At 66.0% G+C, this 16,995-nt stretch carries 18 protein-coding genes; 11 read left to right on the forward strand and 7 right to left on the reverse strand.

Annotation, left to right across the window (positions count from 1 at the left end):
* The first annotated feature begins 3 nt into the window (after window positions 1-3).
* From maiA to ACZ1A1_RS08775, 3 genes are read left to right on the forward strand one after another with little or no spacing between them, the layout of a single operon-like run.
* Window positions 4-648, forward strand: a complete 645-nt coding sequence (maiA, locus tag ACZ1A1_RS08765; RefSeq protein WP_463619595.1) for a maleylacetoacetate isomerase — start codon at window positions 4-6, stop codon at window positions 646-648.
* A gap of 57 nt (window positions 649-705) precedes the next feature.
* Window positions 706-945: a type II toxin-antitoxin system VapB family antitoxin gene (locus tag ACZ1A1_RS08770; RefSeq protein WP_463619596.1), complete on the forward strand. Its 240-nt coding sequence runs from the start codon at window positions 706-708 to the stop codon at window positions 943-945.
* A gap of 3 nt (window positions 946-948) precedes the next feature.
* A complete protein-coding gene (locus ACZ1A1_RS08775; protein ID WP_463619597.1) occupies window positions 949-1,344 on the forward strand; it encodes a type II toxin-antitoxin system VapC family toxin in 396 nt (131 codons plus the stop codon).
* Between the two features lie 34 nt (window positions 1,345-1,378).
* Here the strand turns inward: ACZ1A1_RS08775 and ACZ1A1_RS08780 are convergent, their stop codons facing one another.
* Window positions 1,379-2,860 carry an NAD-dependent succinate-semialdehyde dehydrogenase gene (locus ACZ1A1_RS08780; protein ID WP_463619598.1) on the reverse strand — a complete coding sequence of 494 codons (1,482 nt, stop codon included), beginning with the start codon at window positions 2,858-2,860 and terminating at the stop codon, window positions 1,379-1,381.
* Window positions 2,861-2,954: 94 nt separating this feature from the next.
* On the reverse strand, window positions 2,955-4,232 hold the full coding sequence (locus tag ACZ1A1_RS08785; protein WP_119255582.1) for a 4-aminobutyrate--2-oxoglutarate transaminase: 1,278 nt from the start codon (window positions 4,230-4,232) through the stop codon (window positions 2,955-2,957).
* A gap of 203 nt (window positions 4,233-4,435) precedes the next feature.
* Here ACZ1A1_RS08785 and ACZ1A1_RS08790 point away from each other — a divergent pair, with 203 nt between their 5' ends.
* Window positions 4,436-5,251, forward strand: a complete 816-nt coding sequence (locus tag ACZ1A1_RS08790; RefSeq protein ID WP_463619599.1) for a MerR family transcriptional regulator — start codon at window positions 4,436-4,438, stop codon at window positions 5,249-5,251.
* Between the two features lie 3 nt (window positions 5,252-5,254).
* On the opposite strand, the gene ACZ1A1_RS08795 is transcribed toward ACZ1A1_RS08790, so the two are convergent.
* Window positions 5,255-5,563 (reverse strand): ribbon-helix-helix domain-containing protein, encoded by a 309-nt coding sequence (locus ACZ1A1_RS08795; RefSeq protein ID WP_313194196.1) that lies wholly within the window; start codon window positions 5,561-5,563, stop codon window positions 5,255-5,257.
* 212 nt (window positions 5,564-5,775) lie between these two features.
* Between ACZ1A1_RS08795 and ACZ1A1_RS08800 the strand changes: the two genes are divergently transcribed.
* The 3 genes from ACZ1A1_RS08800 to ACZ1A1_RS08810 all read left to right on the forward strand — a co-directional run bounded on the left by ACZ1A1_RS08800 (window position 5,776) and on the right by ACZ1A1_RS08810 (window position 8,413).
* Window positions 5,776-6,171, forward strand: a complete 396-nt coding sequence (locus ACZ1A1_RS08800; RefSeq protein ID WP_463619600.1) for a VOC family protein — start codon at window positions 5,776-5,778, stop codon at window positions 6,169-6,171.
* 56 nt (window positions 6,172-6,227) lie between these two features.
* Window positions 6,228-6,758, forward strand: a complete 531-nt coding sequence (locus tag ACZ1A1_RS08805) for a gluconate 2-dehydrogenase subunit 3 family protein (protein WP_463619602.1) — start codon at window positions 6,228-6,230, stop codon at window positions 6,756-6,758.
* 83 nt (window positions 6,759-6,841) lie between these two features.
* Window positions 6,842-8,413 (forward strand): GMC family oxidoreductase, encoded by a 1,572-nt coding sequence (locus tag ACZ1A1_RS08810; RefSeq protein ID WP_313194199.1) that lies wholly within the window; start codon window positions 6,842-6,844, stop codon window positions 8,411-8,413.
* Window positions 8,414-8,525: 112 nt separating this feature from the next.
* Here the strand turns inward: ACZ1A1_RS08810 and ACZ1A1_RS08815 are convergent, their stop codons facing one another.
* Window positions 8,526-9,428: a DMT family transporter gene (locus ACZ1A1_RS08815; RefSeq protein ID WP_463619603.1), complete on the reverse strand. Its 903-nt coding sequence runs from the start codon at window positions 9,426-9,428 to the stop codon at window positions 8,526-8,528.
* Window positions 9,429-9,593: 165 nt separating this feature from the next.
* On the opposite strand from ACZ1A1_RS08815, the gene ACZ1A1_RS08820 reads away from it, so the two are divergent.
* Complete coding sequence (locus ACZ1A1_RS08820) at window positions 9,594-11,375, forward strand: IlvD/Edd family dehydratase (RefSeq protein ID WP_463619604.1); 1,782 nt, start codon at window positions 9,594-9,596, stop codon at window positions 11,373-11,375.
* Between the two features lie 6 nt (window positions 11,376-11,381).
* On the opposite strand, the gene ACZ1A1_RS08825 is transcribed toward ACZ1A1_RS08820, so the two are convergent.
* Entirely contained in the window at window positions 11,382-12,260 is an 879-nt protein-coding gene (locus tag ACZ1A1_RS08825) for a DMT family transporter (RefSeq protein WP_409530020.1), read from the reverse strand.
* Window positions 12,261-12,508: 248 nt separating this feature from the next.
* Here ACZ1A1_RS08825 and ACZ1A1_RS08830 point away from each other — a divergent pair, with 248 nt between their 5' ends.
* Window positions 12,509-12,670 (forward strand): hypothetical protein, encoded by a 162-nt coding sequence (locus tag ACZ1A1_RS08830; RefSeq protein ID WP_162911275.1) that lies wholly within the window; start codon window positions 12,509-12,511, stop codon window positions 12,668-12,670.
* A gap of 6 nt (window positions 12,671-12,676) precedes the next feature.
* On the opposite strand, the gene ACZ1A1_RS08835 is transcribed toward ACZ1A1_RS08830, so the two are convergent.
* The gene (locus ACZ1A1_RS08835) at window positions 12,677-13,369 is read right to left on the reverse strand and encodes an AprI/Inh family metalloprotease inhibitor (protein WP_463619606.1); all 693 of its coding nucleotides are present in this window, start codon (window positions 13,367-13,369) and stop codon (window positions 12,677-12,679) included.
* 140 nt (window positions 13,370-13,509) lie between these two features.
* Here ACZ1A1_RS08835 and ACZ1A1_RS08840 point away from each other — a divergent pair, with 140 nt between their 5' ends.
* Entirely contained in the window at window positions 13,510-13,686 is a 177-nt protein-coding gene (locus ACZ1A1_RS08840; protein WP_313194204.1) for a hypothetical protein, read from the forward strand.
* A 52-nt stretch (window positions 13,687-13,738) separates the two neighbouring features.
* On the opposite strand, the gene katG is transcribed toward ACZ1A1_RS08840, so the two are convergent.
* A complete protein-coding gene (gene katG, locus ACZ1A1_RS08845; RefSeq protein WP_463619607.1) occupies window positions 13,739-15,913 on the reverse strand; it encodes a catalase/peroxidase HPI in 2,175 nt (724 codons plus the stop codon).
* A 166-nt stretch (window positions 15,914-16,079) separates the two neighbouring features.
* Between katG and ACZ1A1_RS08850 the strand changes: the two genes are divergently transcribed.
* A complete protein-coding gene (locus ACZ1A1_RS08850) occupies window positions 16,080-16,994 on the forward strand; it encodes a hydrogen peroxide-inducible genes activator (RefSeq protein WP_415212426.1) in 915 nt (304 codons plus the stop codon).
* The last annotated feature ends 1 nt before the right edge of the window (window position 16,995 follow it).

The following is a 16,995-nucleotide window of genomic DNA, read 5'->3' on the forward strand; positions in this document are numbered from 1 at the left end:
CCGATGAGCGAGGAGATCGTCCTTTACGATTACTGGCGCTCCTCCGCCAGCTACCGCGTGCGCATCGCGCTCGAAAGTCTCGGCCTTGCCTATCGTCGGGTCTCCGTCGATCTCCTTGCCGGCGAGCAGCGCGCGCCGGAACACCGCGCCCGCAACCCGCAGGGTCTCGTGCCGGCACTGGTGATCGACGGTGAGACGCTGACGCAGTCCCTCGCCATCATCGAATACCTCTACGAAACGCGCCCCGCGGCGCGTTTCCTCCCCGCCGACCCGCTCGGCCGGCAGCGCGTGCGCACGCTGTCCTACGCCATCGCCATGGAGATCCACGCCGTCTGCAATACGGGCGTCGTGGGCCATGTCATGGAGATCACCGGCGGTGGAGACGCGGTCCGCGCCGAATGGATGAAGAAGTTCATCGGCGAAGGCCTCACCGCCGTCGAGGCTCTACTCGACAACCCCGCCACCGGCGCCTTCTGTCATGGCGACACCCCCACCATGGCCGATTTCTGCCTCGTCCCACAGGTCTATAACGCTGACCGGTGGGGCGCTGACATATCCGGCCTGAAGCAGGTGCGCCGCATCGCCGAAACCTGCCTCGCATTGCCGGCCTTCAAGGCGGCGCACCCGGAGGCGGTGAAGGCGGCTTAAGCTTTGAAAGACGGGCGCCGCATGCTATATATACTTCCGCATAGGGAAGGATATACCATGCCGCTTTACGTCAAGGATCAGGAAGTCGATCGGCTTGCCGACCGGCTGTCGGCGCTGCGCAAGGTCAGCAAGACCGAGGCGGTGCGGCAGGCGCTAGCGCATGAGTTGGAGCGGGTGGAAAGCGAGCCGTCTTTGGTGGACAGGGCGAAGGCCTTTATCCGCGATATCGACGCGAAATACCCAAAGGTCGGCCCGGCCGCCGACAAGGCCTTCATCGACAGCCTCTACGAGGACTGATCGATGTTCGTCGATGCTTCGGCATTCGTCGCGGTTCTGGCCTCCGAAGATGAGGCAGAGTCGCTCCTGGCGAGACTTCAGCAAGCCGAAATATGCTATACGTCACCTATGGCGATCTGGGAAACATCTCTTGCCTTGGGACGCCAGCGGCGAATGGCGCCGATGGATGCGCTTGCCCTCGTCACCGATTTTTTGCGGCTGCTTGCGGTCAAGGTCGAACCCGTCGACTGCAACACCACCGAACAGGCGGTTATGGCTCACCAACGCTTCGGCAAGGGCCGCCATCCGGCGAGCCTGAATTTCGGCGACTGCTTCGCCTATGCCTGCGCGCGACAGCTCGGCCTGCCGCTGCTCTACAAAGGCGACGACTTCTCCAGGACGGATATCGAAGCTGCATAGAACCGCCCCGTCGGAGCGGGGCGATCCGAGGTTGTCAGGCAACGTCCCCCATGCAGACGTATTTCATCTCCAGATAGTCCTCCGCGCCGTGCGTCGAGCCTTCTCGGCCGAGGCCGGACTGCTTGATGCCGCCGAAGGGGGCGGCTTCGGAGGAGATGAGGCCGGTATTGACGCCGACCATGCCGTATTCCAGCGCTTCGGCCACCTTCCAGACCTTCTTGAGGTCGCTGGCGAAGAAGTAGGCGGCGAGGCCGAATTCGGTGTCGTTAGCCTGTTCGATCACGTCCTCGACCGTATCGAAGCGGAAGAGCGGGGCGACGGGGCCGAAGGTCTCTTCCTTCGCAACCGTCATGCCGCGGGCGACGCCCTTCAGTACGGTCGGCTCGAAGAAGGTGCCCTCGCCCTCGATGCGCTTGCCGCCGGCAATGACCGTCGCGCCCTTGGAGACGGCGTCGGCGATATGGGCCTCGACCTTGTCGATGGCGGCCTCCTCGATCAGCGGGCCGATGGTCGTGCCCTTGTCGAAGCCGTTGCCGACCGAGAGTTCGGCGACCTTTTTCGCCAGTTTCTCGGCGAAGGCGTCATAGACGCCCGACTGCACGTAGAGCCGGTTGGCGCAAACGCAGGTCTGGCCGGCATTGCGGTATTTCGATGCCATCGCGCCTTCCACGGCGGCGTCGAGGTTCGCATCGTCGAACACGATGAAGGGCGCGTTGCCGCCGAGCTCCAGGCTGACCTTCTTGATCTGGTCGGAGCACTGCCGCATCAGGATGCGGCCGACTTCCGTCGAGCCGGTGAAGGAGATCTTCCGCACCTTCGGATTGAAGCAGAGTTCCTTGCCGATGGCCGGGCCATCGGTGCCGAGGATGACGTTGAAGACGCCGGCCGGAATGCCGGCCTTTTCCGCCAGCACAGCAAGGGCGATGGCCGAGAGCGGCGTCTGCTCGGCCGGCTTGGAAACCACCGTGCAGCCGACGGCGAGCGCCGGGGCGACCTTGCGCGCGATCATCGCCGCCGGGAAGTTCCAGGGCGTGATCGTGCCGACGACACCGACCGGCTGCTTGATGACGAGCATGCGCTTGTCGACGGAGGGAGCGGGGATCGTCTCGCCGTTGATGCGCTTGGCCTCCTCCGCGTACCACTCGACATAGGAGGCGGCGTAGAGGATTTCGCCGCGCGCTTCCGGCAGGGGCTTGCCCATTTCGGCGGTCAGGATCGCGGCCAGCTCGTCGGCATTGGCGACGATCAGGTCGTTCCACTTGCGCAGCAGGATGCTGCGGTCCTTGGCGGGGCGGGCGGCCCAAAGGCCTTGCGCCTTGTAGGCAGCGTCGATGGCGGCGGCGGTCTCGCTCGCGCCCATTTCCGGCAGCGTCGCCAGCTTCTCGCCGGTCGCGGGGTTGAGGACGTCGAAGGTCGTAGCGCCGTTGCCGCCGATCCAGTTGCCGTTGACATAGCCGGCATCGCGCAGGAATTCGGTCGATTTCAGGTGCCTGGTGAGAGCGTCGTAAAAGGCCATGATAGCGTTCCTTTCGGACAGGAAAGGCCGTTCACCCGGAGCTATGCCCCGGGTGTCGCCTTCAGAGGATGTGGTTCGGTCTTTGCGCCGCCGGTCAGGCGGCGCGGGCTTCGACCATCGCCGCTTCGAGAATGTCGAGCGCTTCGGCGAAAACCTCGTCCTGGATGGTGATCGGCGCGAGGAAGCGGATGACGTTGCCGTGCACGCCGCAGGTGAGCAGGATTAGGCCCTTTTCGAGGGCTTTCAGGCGCACCTTGTTGGCGAAGTCGGCGCTCGGCTGCTTCGTGGTGACGTCGTTGAACTCGACGGCGTTCATGAAGCCCGGGCCGCGGATGTCGACGATTTCCGGCACCTTGTCCTGCAGCGAGGCGAGACGCTGCTTGAGGCGTGCACCGAGGTTTTCGGCGCGGTTGCAGAGATCCTCGTCCTTGATGACGTCGAGCACGGCATGGGCCGCCGCAACGCCGAGCGGGTTGCCGGCATAGGTGCCGCCGAGGCCGCCCGGGCCGGGGGCGTCCATGATTTCGGCGCGGCCGGTGACGGCCGCGATCGGGAAGCCGCCGCCGAGGCCCTTGGCCATGGTCATCAGGTCCGCCGCGATGCCGTAGTGCTCCATGGCGAAGAGCTTGCCGGTACGGGCAAAGCCGGTCTGCACCTCGTCGGCGATGAGCAGGATGCCGTGCTGGTCGCAGATCTCGCGCAGCGCCTTCATGAAATTAACCGGGACCGGATAGAAGCCGCCTTCGCCTTGCACCGGCTCGACGATGATCGCGGCGACGCGGTTCGGGTCGACATCGGCGGCGAAAAGCTTCTTCAGAACGCCGAGCGACTGCTCGACGCTCGTGCCGTGCATCTCGACCGGGAAGGGCGCGTGGAAGACGTCGCCCGGCATGGCGCCGAAGCCGACCTTGTAGGGCACGACCTTGCCGGTCAGCGCCATGCCCATGAAGGTGCGGCCGTGGAAGCCGCCCGAAAAGGCGATGACGGCCTGGCGGCCGGTGGCGGCGCGGGCGATCTTCACGGCGTTCTCGACGGCTTCCGCGCCGGTCGTCACGAAAATCGTCTTCTTGGCGAAGTTGCCGGGGGTGATGGCGTTCAGGCGCTCGGCGAGCTCCACGTAGTTCTCATAGGGAACGACCTGGTGGCAGGTATGCGTGAAGCGGTCGAGCTGCTTCTTGACGGCCTCGATGACGCGCGGATGACGGTGGCCGGTGTTGACCACGGCGATGCCGGCGGCGAAATCGATATAGCGATTGCCTTCCTTGTCCCAGATCTCGGCATTCTCCGCGCGGTCGGCGTAGATCTGCGTGGTCATGCCGACGCCGCGGGAAATGGCGGCGTTCTTGCGGTCTGTCAGAGGCGTGGCGGTCATGGCGCTGTTCCTGGATCTGGAGGCTTCGTTTCGCTGGGCTTGCATTAACTTACATTTTTTCTGCAAGTCTCGTGTGGAATTCCTACATTTTTTCTGCAAGAATGCAATGGCATTCTACGCGCGCAATGCGACGGATTTTCCAACCGGCCGGCGCGCCCGGAAATGCTATACGAAGGATAATACAGAATCAGGGATTTGGCGCGATGGGTTCCGGCGAGCCGGTGCATTACAAGGTGGCGGAAGCCGCGCGGCTTGCCGGCGTTTCGGCCTCCACGCTGCGCCTGTGGGAAACGCAGGGCCTCGTCGTGCCCGGCCGCTCGGAAACGGGGCACCGGCAATACAGTGCCGAGGACGTGACCCGGCTGAAGCGCATCGCCTGGTATCGCACGGAACGCGGCCTCAACCCCGCCGCCATCCGCGAGGCATTGGAAGCCGAGGAGCCCGCCGCCGATACGGGAGCCTCGGAGGGCGACGCGCCGCAGGGCGTCGGCCGCAAGCTGCGCAGCCTCCGCCATGCCGCGGGCAAGACGCTGGAGCAGGTCGCGGGCGATATCGGCATCGCGACCTCGGTGCTCTCCACCTTCGAGCGCACCTCGCAGGGCGTGACCTTCCGCGTGCTGCATGACCTTGCCGATTACTATGGCACGACCGTCTCCAAGCTCTCCGGCGAGGAGGAAGAGGACAACCGCTCCGTCGTCCGGGCGGGGGAGTGGAAGTTCTGGCCCGAGACTTCCCCGGGCGTGACCGTGCAGGTGCTGGCGGACGGGCGCAACATGATGGACTGCCACCGCTTCGTGCTGGCGCCCGGCGCATCGAGCGATGGCGCCTACACGCATGACGGCGAGGAATTCGTGCATGTGCTTTCCGGGCAGGTCGAGATCGTGCTCGACGGCCACGAATTCCACGACCTCGGCCCCGGCGACAGCCTCTATTTCTCAAGCTGCCGCCGCCACGCCTGGCGCAATCGCCACGATGGCGAGACCGTGCTGATCTGGATCAACACGCCCCCGACATTCTAGGCTTCATTCCGCCGCGACGATGTGGAACTCCCGCGGCGGCTCGCCCTTGGCCGCCCCGCCCATGATGTAGATCAGACAGCTCGTCCGCAGCAGCGAGGCGAAGTTCGGCACGGAACCGTTGATCTCCAGCGCCTCGTCATAGAGCGTCGAGAGGAAGCGCGAGGTCGACATTCCCTGGCTTGCCGACATCTCGTCGATCAGGTCCCAGAAGGCTGCCTCGATCTGGATGCTCGTCGAATGCCCCCCGATTCGCACCGAACGGTTGACGGGCCGGTAGCGTTGCGGATCCTGGCCCGCAAAGACCTCACACATGGCATATCCTCCAGTCGTGTTTTTATGATGCGATTATGCGGTGGGGGCCGGCTTTGGTCAAATCATCCCGTAGCGGCGAAAAGCACGCAAAATCCTTCGTTTAAAACTCCGGAAATGAAAATCAACATGCGGTAGCGGGCTGCTACCCGCCCCCGCCGATCCGGGCGCAGACTTCCTCTCACAAGTCGAACTGCAAGCAGGGGAAGGCCAGCGTGGCAAAGACCATTCATTCCATGATCCGCGTCCTTGACGAAGGACGTTCCGTGGATTTCTACGGCAAGGCGTTCGGCCTCGCCGTCGCCGACCGGCTCGATTTCGAGACCTTCACGCTCGTCTACATGAGCAATGCGGAAAGCGAATTCGAGATCGAACTGACGATCAACAAGGGCAGGACCGATCCCTACGACCTCGGGGACGGCTACGGCCATCTCGCCGTCTCGGTGGCCGACCTCGACGGCGAGCACGCGCGCCTTGCGGCCTTCGGCTACACGCTGGGCAAGATCGTCGAGTTCAATCGCGACGGCGGTCTGCTCGCCCGCTTCTTCTTCGTCACCGATCCGGATGGCTACAAGATCGAGGTCCTGCAACGGCACGGCCGCTTCAAATGAACGGAGCGGCGGCCGGAGGAGGCCGCCGCTCCCAGATGCAATGGGAGGAACGTGATATGACGACCATCTACGAGCAGCGCCCCGGGCTTTCCCGGCGCGAGCTTCTCAAGCGCGGCACGCTCGGCGCGGCGCTCATCATCACCGGCAACGCGGTGATCAGCCCCGACCGGGCCTGGGGCATGGAGACGGCGGCCCTTACGCCCGAGACCATGGCGACCCTCATCAAGCTTGCCCGCGACATCTACCCGCACGACGCGGTCCCCGATCGCTTCTACGCCATCGCGGTCAAGGGGCACGAGACCAAGGCCGGCACGGACGCCAAGCACAAGGAACTGATCGAGGTGGGCATCGCCGATCTCGACAAGCGGGCGGGCGAGGGCGGCTATCGCGGCCTCGGCTGGGAAGACGACCGGGTGAATATCCTGCGCGACATCGAGACGACGCCCTTCTTCCAGGCGGTGCGCGGCGATCTCGTCGTCTCCTTCTATAACCAGAAGGAGCTCTGGCCGCATTTCGGCTACGAGGGCGAATCCTATTCCAAGGGCGGCTACATCGCCCGCGGCTTCAACGACATCGAATGGCTTTGACGGCGGTCTGACGGCCCCGCGCCGGAGGAGGCGCGGCCGCAGGGCGTCCACGACGCCGACCGCACATGTTTCGGGAGGAAACCATGGCAGCTCCTTATGATCTCAACGACGACGGCGTGGTCGTCATCATCGGCTCGGGTGCCGGCGGTGGCACGCTGGGCAACGAACTGGCGCAGAAGGGGATCGACGTCGTCATCCTGGAAGCCGGTTCACGGATCGAGCACGAGGACTTCATCAACGACGAATGGGACAGCTTCGCCCAGCTCGCCTGGCTCGACCATCGCACGACCGGCGGCGGCTGGCGGGTCGCGAAGGACTTTCCCAACCTACCGGCCTGGATCGTCAAGGCCGTCGGCGGCACCACGACGCACTGGGCCGGCGCGTCCCTGCGCTTCCAGGAGCACGAGTTCAAGACACGCACCCATTACGGCAAGGTCGAGGGCGCCAATCTGCTCGACTGGCCGCTGACGCTCGCCGAACTGGAGCCGTATTACGCCAAGGCCGAGGACAAGATGGGCGTGACACGCACCAACGGCATCGAGGGCCTGCCCGGCAACAACAACTTCAAGATCCTGAAGGCCGGCGCGGACAAGCTCGGCTACAAGGAATGTCACACCGGCAACATGGCGATCAACTCGGCCGATCGTGACGACCGGATGAGCTGTCAGCAGACCGGTTTCTGCTTCCAGGGGTGCAAGTGGGGCGCCAAGTGGTCGACGCTCTATACGGAAATCCCGAAGGGCGAGGCGACCGGCAAGCTGGAGGTGCGTCCCAACTCGCATGTCGTGAAGATCGAACACGACGACAGCGGCAAGGTGACGAACGTCGTCTATGCCGACAAGGACGGCAAGCTGCACAGCCAGAAGGCCCGCATCGTGTGCGTCGCCGGCAATTCCATCGAAAGCCCGCGCCTGCTGCTCAATTCCGCATCGGGCAAATATCCGGACGGGCTTGCCAACTCGTCCGGCCAGGTCGGCAAGAACTACATGCGCCACACGACCGGGTCGGTCTATGCCGTCTTCGAAAAGCCGGTGCACATGTATCGCGGCACCACCATGGCCGGCATCATCCGCGACGAGGCGCGGCACGATCCGTCCCGCGGCTTCGTCGGCGGCTACGAGCTGGAGACGCTCTCGCTCGGCGTGCCCTTCATGGCCGCCTTCCTCGATCCCGGCGGCTGGGGCCGCTCCTTCGCCTCTGCCATGGACAGCTATGCCAACATGGCCGGCCTGTGGATCGTCGGCGAGGACCTGCCGCAGGAGCAGAACGCGGTGAAGCTGCATGGCGAGCTGAAGGACCAGTACGGCATGCCGATCCCGGATGTCTGGTTCACCGACCATCCGAACGACGTCGCCATGCGCAACCATGCCTACAAGCAGGGGCAGGCGCTCTATGAGGCCGTCGGCGCGACCCGCAGCTTCCCGACGCCGCCCTATCCCTCCACGCACAATCTCGGCACCAACCGCATGAGCGAGAAGGCCGAGGACGGTGTCGTCAACAAATGGGGCCAGACCCACGACATCAAGAACCTCTTCGTCTCGGATGGCAGCCAGTTCACCAGCGGCGCGGCGGAAAACCCGACGCTGACCATCGTCACGCTCGCCATCCGCCAGGCCGACCATATCGCAAAGGAAATGGCCGCCGGGACGATCTGAGGTCCATCGCGATCCTCCCCGGCCGCCCCGACGGCCGGTGACCGCGCGCGGCCGGTCGAGCCGCGCCAACTGGGGCCGGCCCTGGCCGGCCACCTTTTCGCGCAGATGCGTTTCAGCCGGCGCGGCGCTTCAACTGCTGTTCGCGGAAGAAGATGAAGAGGCCGGAGGCGACGATGAAGCCGGCGCCGACCAGCATGGCGGTCCGGGGCGCATCGCCGAAGAAGATCCAGCCGAAGACCACTGCCCAGAGCAGCATCGTATATTGCAGCGGCACCACGGTCGCCGCGTCGGCGAGCTTCAGGGAACGGTTCACCAGCATGTGCGCGCTCATCGCCACGATGCCGAGAAGGCTGAGGAGGCCGAAATCGAGCGGCTTGACGGGCGTCCAGCCCGCCGGATCGGCAAGGCACCAGATGCCGGCGAGGATGGCCGCGCCGGCGACCTGCCAGAACACCAGCGTCGTATCGGGCGTCGTCCGCAGCGACCGGCCGAGCACCATGGCGAGGCCGAAGGCCATGCTGCCGGCAAGCGCGATCAGCGCGGGCAGGGTGAACGTGTCCTTCGACGGCGACAGCGCGATGAGGACGCCGACGAAGCCGACGACGATGGCCGTCCAGCGCCGCCAGCCGACCTTCTCGCCCAGCATGAGCGGCGAGAGCGCGGCGACGTAGATCGGCGCGGCGAGCCAGTAGGTCATGGTGTCGGCGAGCGGCATATAGGCGACGGCGAAGTAGAAGCCGGAGGCCTCGATGGCGAAGAGGGTGGTGCGCAGGACATGCAGCTTCGGCCGATCGACGTTGATCAGCCGCCGCCAGCCCATGCGCCAGAAGAAGGGCATCAGCACGAAGAGCGCGGCAAGGCTGCGGATCAGCATGAGCTGGCCGACGGAATAGGTGGAGACCAGCCATTTGCCGAGCACGTCGTTCAGCGAGAACATGACCATGCCGAGCAGCATCAAGAGCACGCCGAGGCGGGCGGAGCCGGAATGAGGGGAGGAAGCGGCGATGTCGGTCATGGCGGAAGCTCGATGTCTTGGAACCCGAGGGCTGTGACATATTCCGGCAGGCCGATCCAGTCAGCAATTTTGATGGCTGCATAAACCGCGCGCCGGGCGCTCTGCCGGTTGATCCGGGCGGAGAGGGGTGGAAGACTGTGCCCGATATCTGCAAGGGTTCTTTCGATGACGAATGAGAAGACAGGACGCCGGCTGCGCTCGCAGGACTGGTTCGACAACCGCGACCATATCGACATGGCGGCGATCTACCTGGAGCGCTTCATGAACTACGGCATCACGCCGGAGGAACTGCGCTCCGGCAAGCCGGTGATCGGCATTGCGCAGAGCGGCAGCGACCTGACGCCCTGCAACCGCCATCACATGGAGCTCGCAAAGCGCGTGCGCGACGGCATCCGCGATGCGGGCGGCATTCCCATCGAGTTCCCGACCCATCCGATCTTCGAGAACTGCAAGCGCCCGACCGCCGCGCTCGACCGGAACCTTGCCTATCTCGGCCTCGTCGAGATCCTTTACGGCTATCCGCTCGACGGTGTCGTGCTGACGACGGGCTGCGACAAGACCACGCCTTCCGCGCTGATGGCGGCCTCGACGGTCGACATCCCGGCCATCGTGCTGTCCGGCGGGCCGATGCTCGACGGCTGGCACGATGGCGACCTCGTCGGCTCCGGCACGGTCATCTGGCGCTCGCGCCGCAAGCTGGCGGCGGGCACCATCGACGAGGACGACTTCCTCGCCGCCGCGATGGAATCGGCGCCCTCCATCGGCCATTGCAACACGATGGGCACGGCCTCGACCATGAATGCGCTGGCCGAAGCGCTCGGCATGTCGCTGACGGGCTGCGCCGCCATTCCCGCCGCCTATCGCGAGCGCGGGCAGATGGCCTACCGCACCGGCAGGCGGGTGGTGGAACTGGTGCAGGAGGATGTGCGCCCCTCGCATATCCTGACGCGCGCCGCGTTCCTCAACGCCATCCGCGTCAACTCGGCCATCGGCGGCTCGACCAATGCGCAGCCGCACCTGATGGCGATGGCCAGGCACGCCGGCGTGGCGCTGGAGCCCGAGGACTGGCAGGCTTACGGCTACGATATCCCGCTGCTCGCCGACGTGCAGCCCGCCGGCCGCTTCCTCGGCGAGCGGTTCCACCGGGCCGGCGGGGTGCCGGCGATCATGCGCGAGCTGCTCGATGCCGGAAAGCTCGACGGGACCTGTCCCACCGTCACGGGCCGTACCGTCGTGCAGAACCTCGCGGGCCGTGCGGCGACCGACCGCGAGGTCATCCGCCCCTTCGACGCGCCGCTCAAGGAGCGGGCCGGCTTCCTCGTGCTCAAGGGTAACCTCTTCGACTTCGCGATCATGAAGACCTCGGTGATCTCCGACGAGTTCCGCAAGCGCTATCTTAGCGAGCCCGGGCGCGAAGGCGTCTTCGAGGGACGGGCCGTCGTCTTCGACGGCTCGGAGGATTATCACCGGCGCATCAACGACCCGGCGCTCGGCATCGACGAGCGGACGATCCTCGTCATAAGGGGCGCGGGGCCGCTCGGCTGGCCGGGCTCGGCGGAGGTCGTCAACATGCAGCCGCCGGATCATCTCCTCAAACGCGGCATCACCAGCCTGCCGACCATCGGCGACGGGCGTCAGTCGGGCACGGCGGACAGCCCGTCGATCCTCAACGCCTCGCCGGAAAGCGCCGCGGGTGGCGGGCTCGCCTGGCTGCGCACCGGCGATGTGATCCGCATCGATCTTGCAGAGGGCCGCTGCGACATGCTGGTGGAGGAGGCGGAGATCGAGCGGCGCAGGGCGGACGGCGTTCCGCCGGTGCCGGCGGATGCGACGCCTTGGCAGCGCATCTACCGCCAGACCGTCACCCAGCTTTCGGACGGCGCCGTCATCGACGGCGCGGCGGATTTCCGCAAGATCGCGGAGACGCCGCCCCGCCACAACCATTGAAGGGCATCAACCCCGGCGGGCGACGAGGATGCCGGCCAGCACGATAGCCCCGCCGACCGCCTGCAGGATGCCGACCGGCTCGGCCAGCAGGATCCAGGCGAGGATGGCGGCGACCACCGGCTGGAGGAGCAGCGTGAGCGAGGAGAAGGCCGTCGGCAGGTAGGCGAGGGCATAGGTGACGAGGCCCTGTCCGCCGACATGGCTGATGAAGGCAAGGCCGATCAGCATCGCCCAGCCGAAGGCCGCCGTCGGCAGCATGGCGCTTTCGAAGACAAGCGCGACCGGCAGCATGCAGATGGCGGCCGAAAGCGTCGTCCACACCATGATGCGCAGCGTGGAGAAGCGCGAGCGCACATGGCCGAGCGCCAGCATGTAGCAGGCATAGAAGAAGGCGGCGACGATGGCCGTCGCATCGCCCGCGAGCTGCCCGCCGCCGATGGCCGCCGGTCCGCCCTTCAGCACGATGACGCCGACCAGCGCGATCGCCAGCCCGGCGAGGAAGACGGGCGTGATGCGCGTGCGGAAGAACAGCCAGGAGCCGAGCGTGACGAAGACGGGGGCGAGGTTGGTCAGCAGCGTCGCATTGGCGACGGAGGTCATGTGCAGCGAGAGATGCCAGGCGGCAAGGTCCGCCGCGAGGAAGAGACCCGGCAGCAGCAGGACGAGATAGTCGCGCAGGCCGGCCGGCGTTTCGCCGCCTTCCTTCGCCACCTTCGACATGACGTAGAACGGCAGGAGGGCCAGCGACACGCGCCAGAACGCGGTGGCCATCGGCCCCACTTCGGAAAGCCGCACGAAGATCGGCGATCCGCCGATGGCGACACCTCCGGCGATGAGGGCGATGAGGGCGAGGCGGGCATGACGGGAGGCGGCAATGGGGGACACGGCAACAGTCCGGCTATCGGTATAGCCGGCTGAGCTATCAGACCGCGACCGCCAGAGCCAGATGGGCGCGCGGGTTTCGATGAAAAACTTTCCGCGGCGGTCTCTTTGTCCATCGGAATGGCAAGGCGTGGCTCCTCGCGATCCGTGCTTGAAGGGGTGGCGGGGATGGAGGATATTTCTAATGTCCCCGCTTGCCGGCCCGGCTCCAAACCCCTAAACCGGCGGCGGGCTTTGCGAGGGAGGGCGCCTTGGACGACAACAATGTTCTGAAGTTCGAACGCCGGAAGCCGAAGCCGGAGAACAAGCCCGCATCGCCCGGACCGAAGAAGGGGCTGATCTGGCTCGCCGTCGTCGTGGTGATCGTCCTCGTCTGGGCCTATTACCAGTTTCTTGCGCCGCAGAGCCTCTGACGGCACCTATTCGCCCTGAACGGCTCCCGGGCCGAAATAGATCGGTCCGGCGTCTTCCTCTGCAGTGAAGGTAAAGCCGTCCGCCGGGACCAGGGTCAGGATGACCTTGTCCTTCTTCGTCAGAAGGTCGAGCTTGCCGGCGGCGAACCGCCATTTCGCCCATCCCTTGCCCTTCCACCGATCCGGGCATGCGCCGGCCTGTTCGAGCGTCCCGACGGTCGACGAGCGGGCGCTGACGGCAAAGCCGCAGGCTTCGGCATCATTCGCGCCGCTGAGGGTGAAGGTCCCGTCCAGCAGTTCTTTCAGCGATTGCGGTTCCTGCGGCGCGCTGCGGTCGAGCGAGACCTGACGGCCGTCGTCGAGCGTTGCGCCATAGGACCCATCCTCGCTTTTGGACAGCGCGATGACCGTCTTGCGCAGCGGGTCGATGAAGGCGATCCCGTCGTCGCGAAGGGTCCAGGCGGCGACGTCCCCGAGCGGGAAGTTGCGCAGGCAGGTCGCGGAGATGTCGACGCCCGCGCCGCCGATCGCCCCTTCGGTCCCGAGCGTCACGCGGCAATAGGGATCGCCTTCGGAAACGCCGGAAAAGGTCCAGTCGCCGGCGAGCGGCTTTGCCCAGTCGGCCGCATCGTCCGCCAGCGCCGGCCCGCAAAGGCCGGCGGCGAGCACGACGGGCAGCATTCTCCTGCGAAACTTCATGGAACGCCCCATTCGACCGAACCCCGCGTGATCGCTCTTCGCGCATAAAGTGCAGGCGATTTCCGGCATTGGCAAGCGGGACATGGGAACCGGACTTCGGCCGGCACGTTAAGCCCGCGACCTTGAAAGGAGGCAGGCAGATGGAAAGACAGGCTGAAGCAGCGAAGGGCAAGGAAAAGGGTGGCCGGGACGAGACGAAACCCGGCACCATCGTCGCGGGGCCGGAGGCCCATGCGCGGGAAAAGGGCGGCCAGGATCCCTCGGCTCCCAAGCCCGGATCGGCGAAGGATACGGCGAAGAAGCCGGACCGGTCCTGAAATGGAACTGCCTTCCCCCGCAGGCGGGGGAAGGCGTTTTCGGATGGATTGGTTATGCCGCCAGATCGAAGCGATCGGCGTTCATGACCTTGGTCCAGGCGGCGACGAAGTCCTTGACGAACTTCTCCTTGCTGTCGTCCTGGGCATAGACTTCCGCATAGGCGCGCAGCACCGAGTTCGAACCGAAGACGAGGTCGACGCGGGTTGCCGTGTACTTCGTCACGCCCGTCTTGCGGTCGCGGATTTCATAGAGGTTGGCGCCGGTCGGGACCCACGAATAGTTCATGTCGGTGAGCGTCGTGAAGAAGTCCGTCGTCAGCGCGCCGACCCGGTTCGTGAAGACGCCATGGGCGGTGCCGGCATGGTTCGTGCCGATGACGCGCAGGCCGCCTATGAGCGCCGTCATTTCCGGTGCCGTCAGGCCCATGAGCTGGGCGCGGTCGAGCAGCAGCTCTTCCGGGCTCACCACATAGTCCTTCTTCTGCCAGTTGCGGAAACCGTCGGCGAGCGGCTCGAGCGGCGCGAAGCTGTCCGCGTCGGTCTGCTCGGCGGTGGCATCGCCCCGGCCCGGCGCGAAGGGCACGGTGACGTCGAAGCCGGCGGCCTTCGCGGCCTGCTCGACGCCCCAGTTGCCGGCCAGCACGATGACGTCGGCAAGGCTTGCGCCCGAGGCCGCGGCGATCGGTTCGAGGACGGACAGGACGCGGGCGAGGCGCGCCGGTTCGTTACCTTCCCAGTCCTTCTGCGGGGCGAGGCGGATGCGCCCGCCGTTCGCGCCGCCGCGGTAGTCGGAGCCGCGGTAGGTGCGGGCGCTGTCCCAGGCCGTGGCGACGAGGTCGGCCGGCGAAAGGCCGGACGCGGCGATCTTCGCCTTGACGGCCGAGACGTCATAGCCGGTGCTGCCGGCCGGGATCGGATCCTGCCAGACGAGGTCCTCTGCCGGAACGTCCGGGCCGACATAGCGGGACTTCGGGCCCATGTCGCGGTGGGTCAGCTTGAACCAGGCGCGGGCGAAGGCATCCGAGAAGGCGGCGAAATCGTTCATGAAGCGCAGCGAGATCTCGCGGTAGATCGGGTCCACCTTCAGCGCCATGTCGGCATCGGTCATCATCGGAATGGTGCGGATCGAGGGATCCTCGACGTCGACCGGCTTGTCCTGCTCGGCGATGGTGATCGGCGCCCACTGCGATGCGCCAGCGGGGCTGTGCGTCAGCGTCCATTCATGCTTGAAGAGCATTTCGAAGAAGCCGTTGTCCCACTTCGTCGGCTCGGAGGTCCAGGCGCCTTCGATGCCCGAGACGACCGTGTCGCGGCCGATGCCTCGCCCGTGCGTGTTCATCCAGCCGAGGCCCTGGAATTCGGGGCCGGCGGCTTCCGGGTCGGGGCTGAGGTTGCTCGCCTTGCCGTTGCCGTGCGACTTGCCGATGGTATGGCCGCCGGCCGTCAGCGCGACGGTCTCCTCGTCGTCCATGCCCATGCGGGCGAAGGTCTCGCGCATCTGCGCGGCCGTCGCCATCGGGTCGGACTTGCCGTTGACGCCTTCCGGGTTGACGTAGATGAGGCCCATCTGCACGGCGGCAAGCGGGTTTTCCAGCGTCGCGGGATTGGCGACGTCGCCGTAGCGGCCGTCGCTCGGGGCGAGCCACTCTTTCTCGTTGCCCCAGTAGACGTCCTTTTCCGGCGCCCAGATGTCCTCGCGGCCGAAGGCGAAGCCGAAGGTCTTCAGGCCCGCGACGTCATAGGCGATGGTGCCGGCGAGCGCGATGAGGTCGGCCCAGGAGATCTTGTTGCCGTATTTCTTCTTGATCGGCCAGAGCAGGCGGCGGCCCTTGTCGGTGTTGACGTTGTCCGGCCAGGAATTGAGCGGGGCGAAGCGCTGGTTGCCCGTGCCCGCGCCGCCGCGGCCGTCGGCCGCGCGGTAGGAGCCCGCGGCGTGCCAGGAGACGCGCGCCATCATGCCGACATAGCTGCCCCAGTCGGCCGGCCACCATTCCTGGCTGTCGGTCATCAGGGCGCGCAGGTCCGCCTTCAGCGCTTCCACGTCCAGCTTCTTGAGCTCCTCGCGGTAGTTGAAGTCCTTGCCGAGCGGGTTGGTCTTGCTGTCGTGCTGGTGCAGGATGTCGAGGTTCAGCGCGTTGGGCCACCATTCCATGACGGAGTTGCCGAGAGCGGTGGCGCCGCCGTGCATGACCGGACACTTGCCGGTCGTCGTCGTCTTCGTATCCATTTGGTCCTCCAACGGATTTTCTTCGAGCTACGGATACCGGAAGCGCTCCTGCAGGCGCGCCTCTTGGGCCGGCGGCGCCGGAAACGTCTTCCGAGTGGCCAAGAACTAGCAAACCTCTCCCATAAATTCCAATTGTAAAACCTAAAGGCTGCGATATGCTCAGGTTATGATTGGCCTCTCCATGAAACACCTGCGCTATTTCGATGCGCTCGCCCGGCTCGGCCATTTCGGCCGCGCCGCGGAAAGCTGCGCCATTTCACAGCCCGCGCTCTCCGTGCAGATCCGCGAGCTGGAGGATCTGGTCGGCGCGCCGCTGGTGGAAAGGGGCGGGCGCCGCATCCGCCTGACGGGGCTCGGCGAGGAATTCGCCGGCCGGACGCGGGCGATCCTGCGCGCCGTCGACGAACTCGGAGATCTCGGCCGCGCCTCGCATGGGCCGTTCGCCGGCCGGCTCCGCCTCGGCGTCATCCCCACCATCGCGCCCTATCTCCTGCCGGGTGTCATCAAGGCGCTGACGCGGCAATATCCCGAGCTCGATCCGCGGCCGCGCGAGGCGATCACGCACCGGCTGATCGAGGACCTTGCCGAAGCCAAGCTCGACGCGGCCATCGTGGCCCTGCCGGTATCCGAGCCGGCGCTCGAAGAGGTGCCGCTCTTCGAGGAGGAATTCGTGCTGGTGCGGCCGCCCGAGGATGCGGGCAAGCCCGTGCCAAGTTCCGACAGGCTGCACGAGATGCGGCTGCTCCTGCTGGAGGAAGGGCACTGCTTCCGCGAGCAGGCGCTGTCGCTCTGCAACATCACGCCGTCCTCGACGCGGGAACTGATGGAGGGAAGCTCGCTCTCGACTCTCGTCCAGATGGTCGGCGCGGGCATCGGGGTGACGCTCATCCCGCAGATGGCCGTCGAGACGGAGACGCGCTCCGCCTCGGTCTGCATCTCGCGCCTTGCCGAGCCGCGCCCGACGCGAAGGATCGGCATGGTCTGGCGCAAGACGAACCCGCTTTCCGCCCAGTTCACCCGCATCGCCGAAATCGTCCGGCAAACCGGGCTGGAGAAACAGATCCGCGCGGCCGGTGTCTGAG

This window comes from Shinella sp. R2-11 (assembly GCF_055330205.1).

Excerpts from the sequence above, each read along its gene's own strand:
- ACZ1A1_RS08835 (WP_463619606.1), bottom strand. The coding sequence starts at position 13,369 with ATGAAGTTTCGCAGGAGAATGCTGCCCGTCGTGCTCGCCGCCGGCCTT.
- ACZ1A1_RS08815 (WP_463619603.1), bottom strand. The coding sequence starts at position 9,428 with ATGACCGACATCGCCGCTTCCTCCCCTCATTCCGGCTCCGCCCGCCTC.
- ACZ1A1_RS08785 (WP_119255582.1), bottom strand. The coding sequence starts at position 4,232 with ATGACCGCCACGCCTCTGACAGACCGCAAGAACGCCGCCATTTCCCGC.
- ACZ1A1_RS08770 (WP_463619596.1), top strand. The coding sequence starts at position 706 with ATGCCGCTTTACGTCAAGGATCAGGAAGTCGATCGGCTTGCCGACCGG.
- maiA (WP_463619595.1), top strand. The coding sequence starts at position 4 with ATGAGCGAGGAGATCGTCCTTTACGATTACTGGCGCTCCTCCGCCAGC.
- ACZ1A1_RS08810 (WP_313194199.1), top strand. The coding sequence starts at position 6,842 with ATGGCAGCTCCTTATGATCTCAACGACGACGGCGTGGTCGTCATCATC.
- ACZ1A1_RS08805 (WP_463619602.1), top strand. The coding sequence starts at position 6,228 with ATGACGACCATCTACGAGCAGCGCCCCGGGCTTTCCCGGCGCGAGCTT.
- ACZ1A1_RS08790 (WP_463619599.1), top strand. The coding sequence starts at position 4,436 with ATGGGTTCCGGCGAGCCGGTGCATTACAAGGTGGCGGAAGCCGCGCGG.
- ACZ1A1_RS08820 (WP_463619604.1), top strand. The coding sequence starts at position 9,594 with ATGACGAATGAGAAGACAGGACGCCGGCTGCGCTCGCAGGACTGGTTC.
- ACZ1A1_RS08775 (WP_463619597.1), top strand. The coding sequence starts at position 949 with ATGTTCGTCGATGCTTCGGCATTCGTCGCGGTTCTGGCCTCCGAAGAT.
- ACZ1A1_RS08850 (WP_415212426.1), top strand. The coding sequence starts at position 16,080 with ATGATTGGCCTCTCCATGAAACACCTGCGCTATTTCGATGCGCTCGCC.
- ACZ1A1_RS08795 (WP_313194196.1), bottom strand. The coding sequence starts at position 5,563 with ATGTGTGAGGTCTTTGCGGGCCAGGATCCGCAACGCTACCGGCCCGTC.
- ACZ1A1_RS08780 (WP_463619598.1), bottom strand. The coding sequence starts at position 2,860 with ATGGCCTTTTACGACGCTCTCACCAGGCACCTGAAATCGACCGAATTC.
- ACZ1A1_RS08840 (WP_313194204.1), top strand. The coding sequence starts at position 13,510 with ATGGAAAGACAGGCTGAAGCAGCGAAGGGCAAGGAAAAGGGTGGCCGG.
- katG (WP_463619607.1), bottom strand. The coding sequence starts at position 15,913 with ATGGATACGAAGACGACGACGACCGGCAAGTGTCCGGTCATGCACGGC.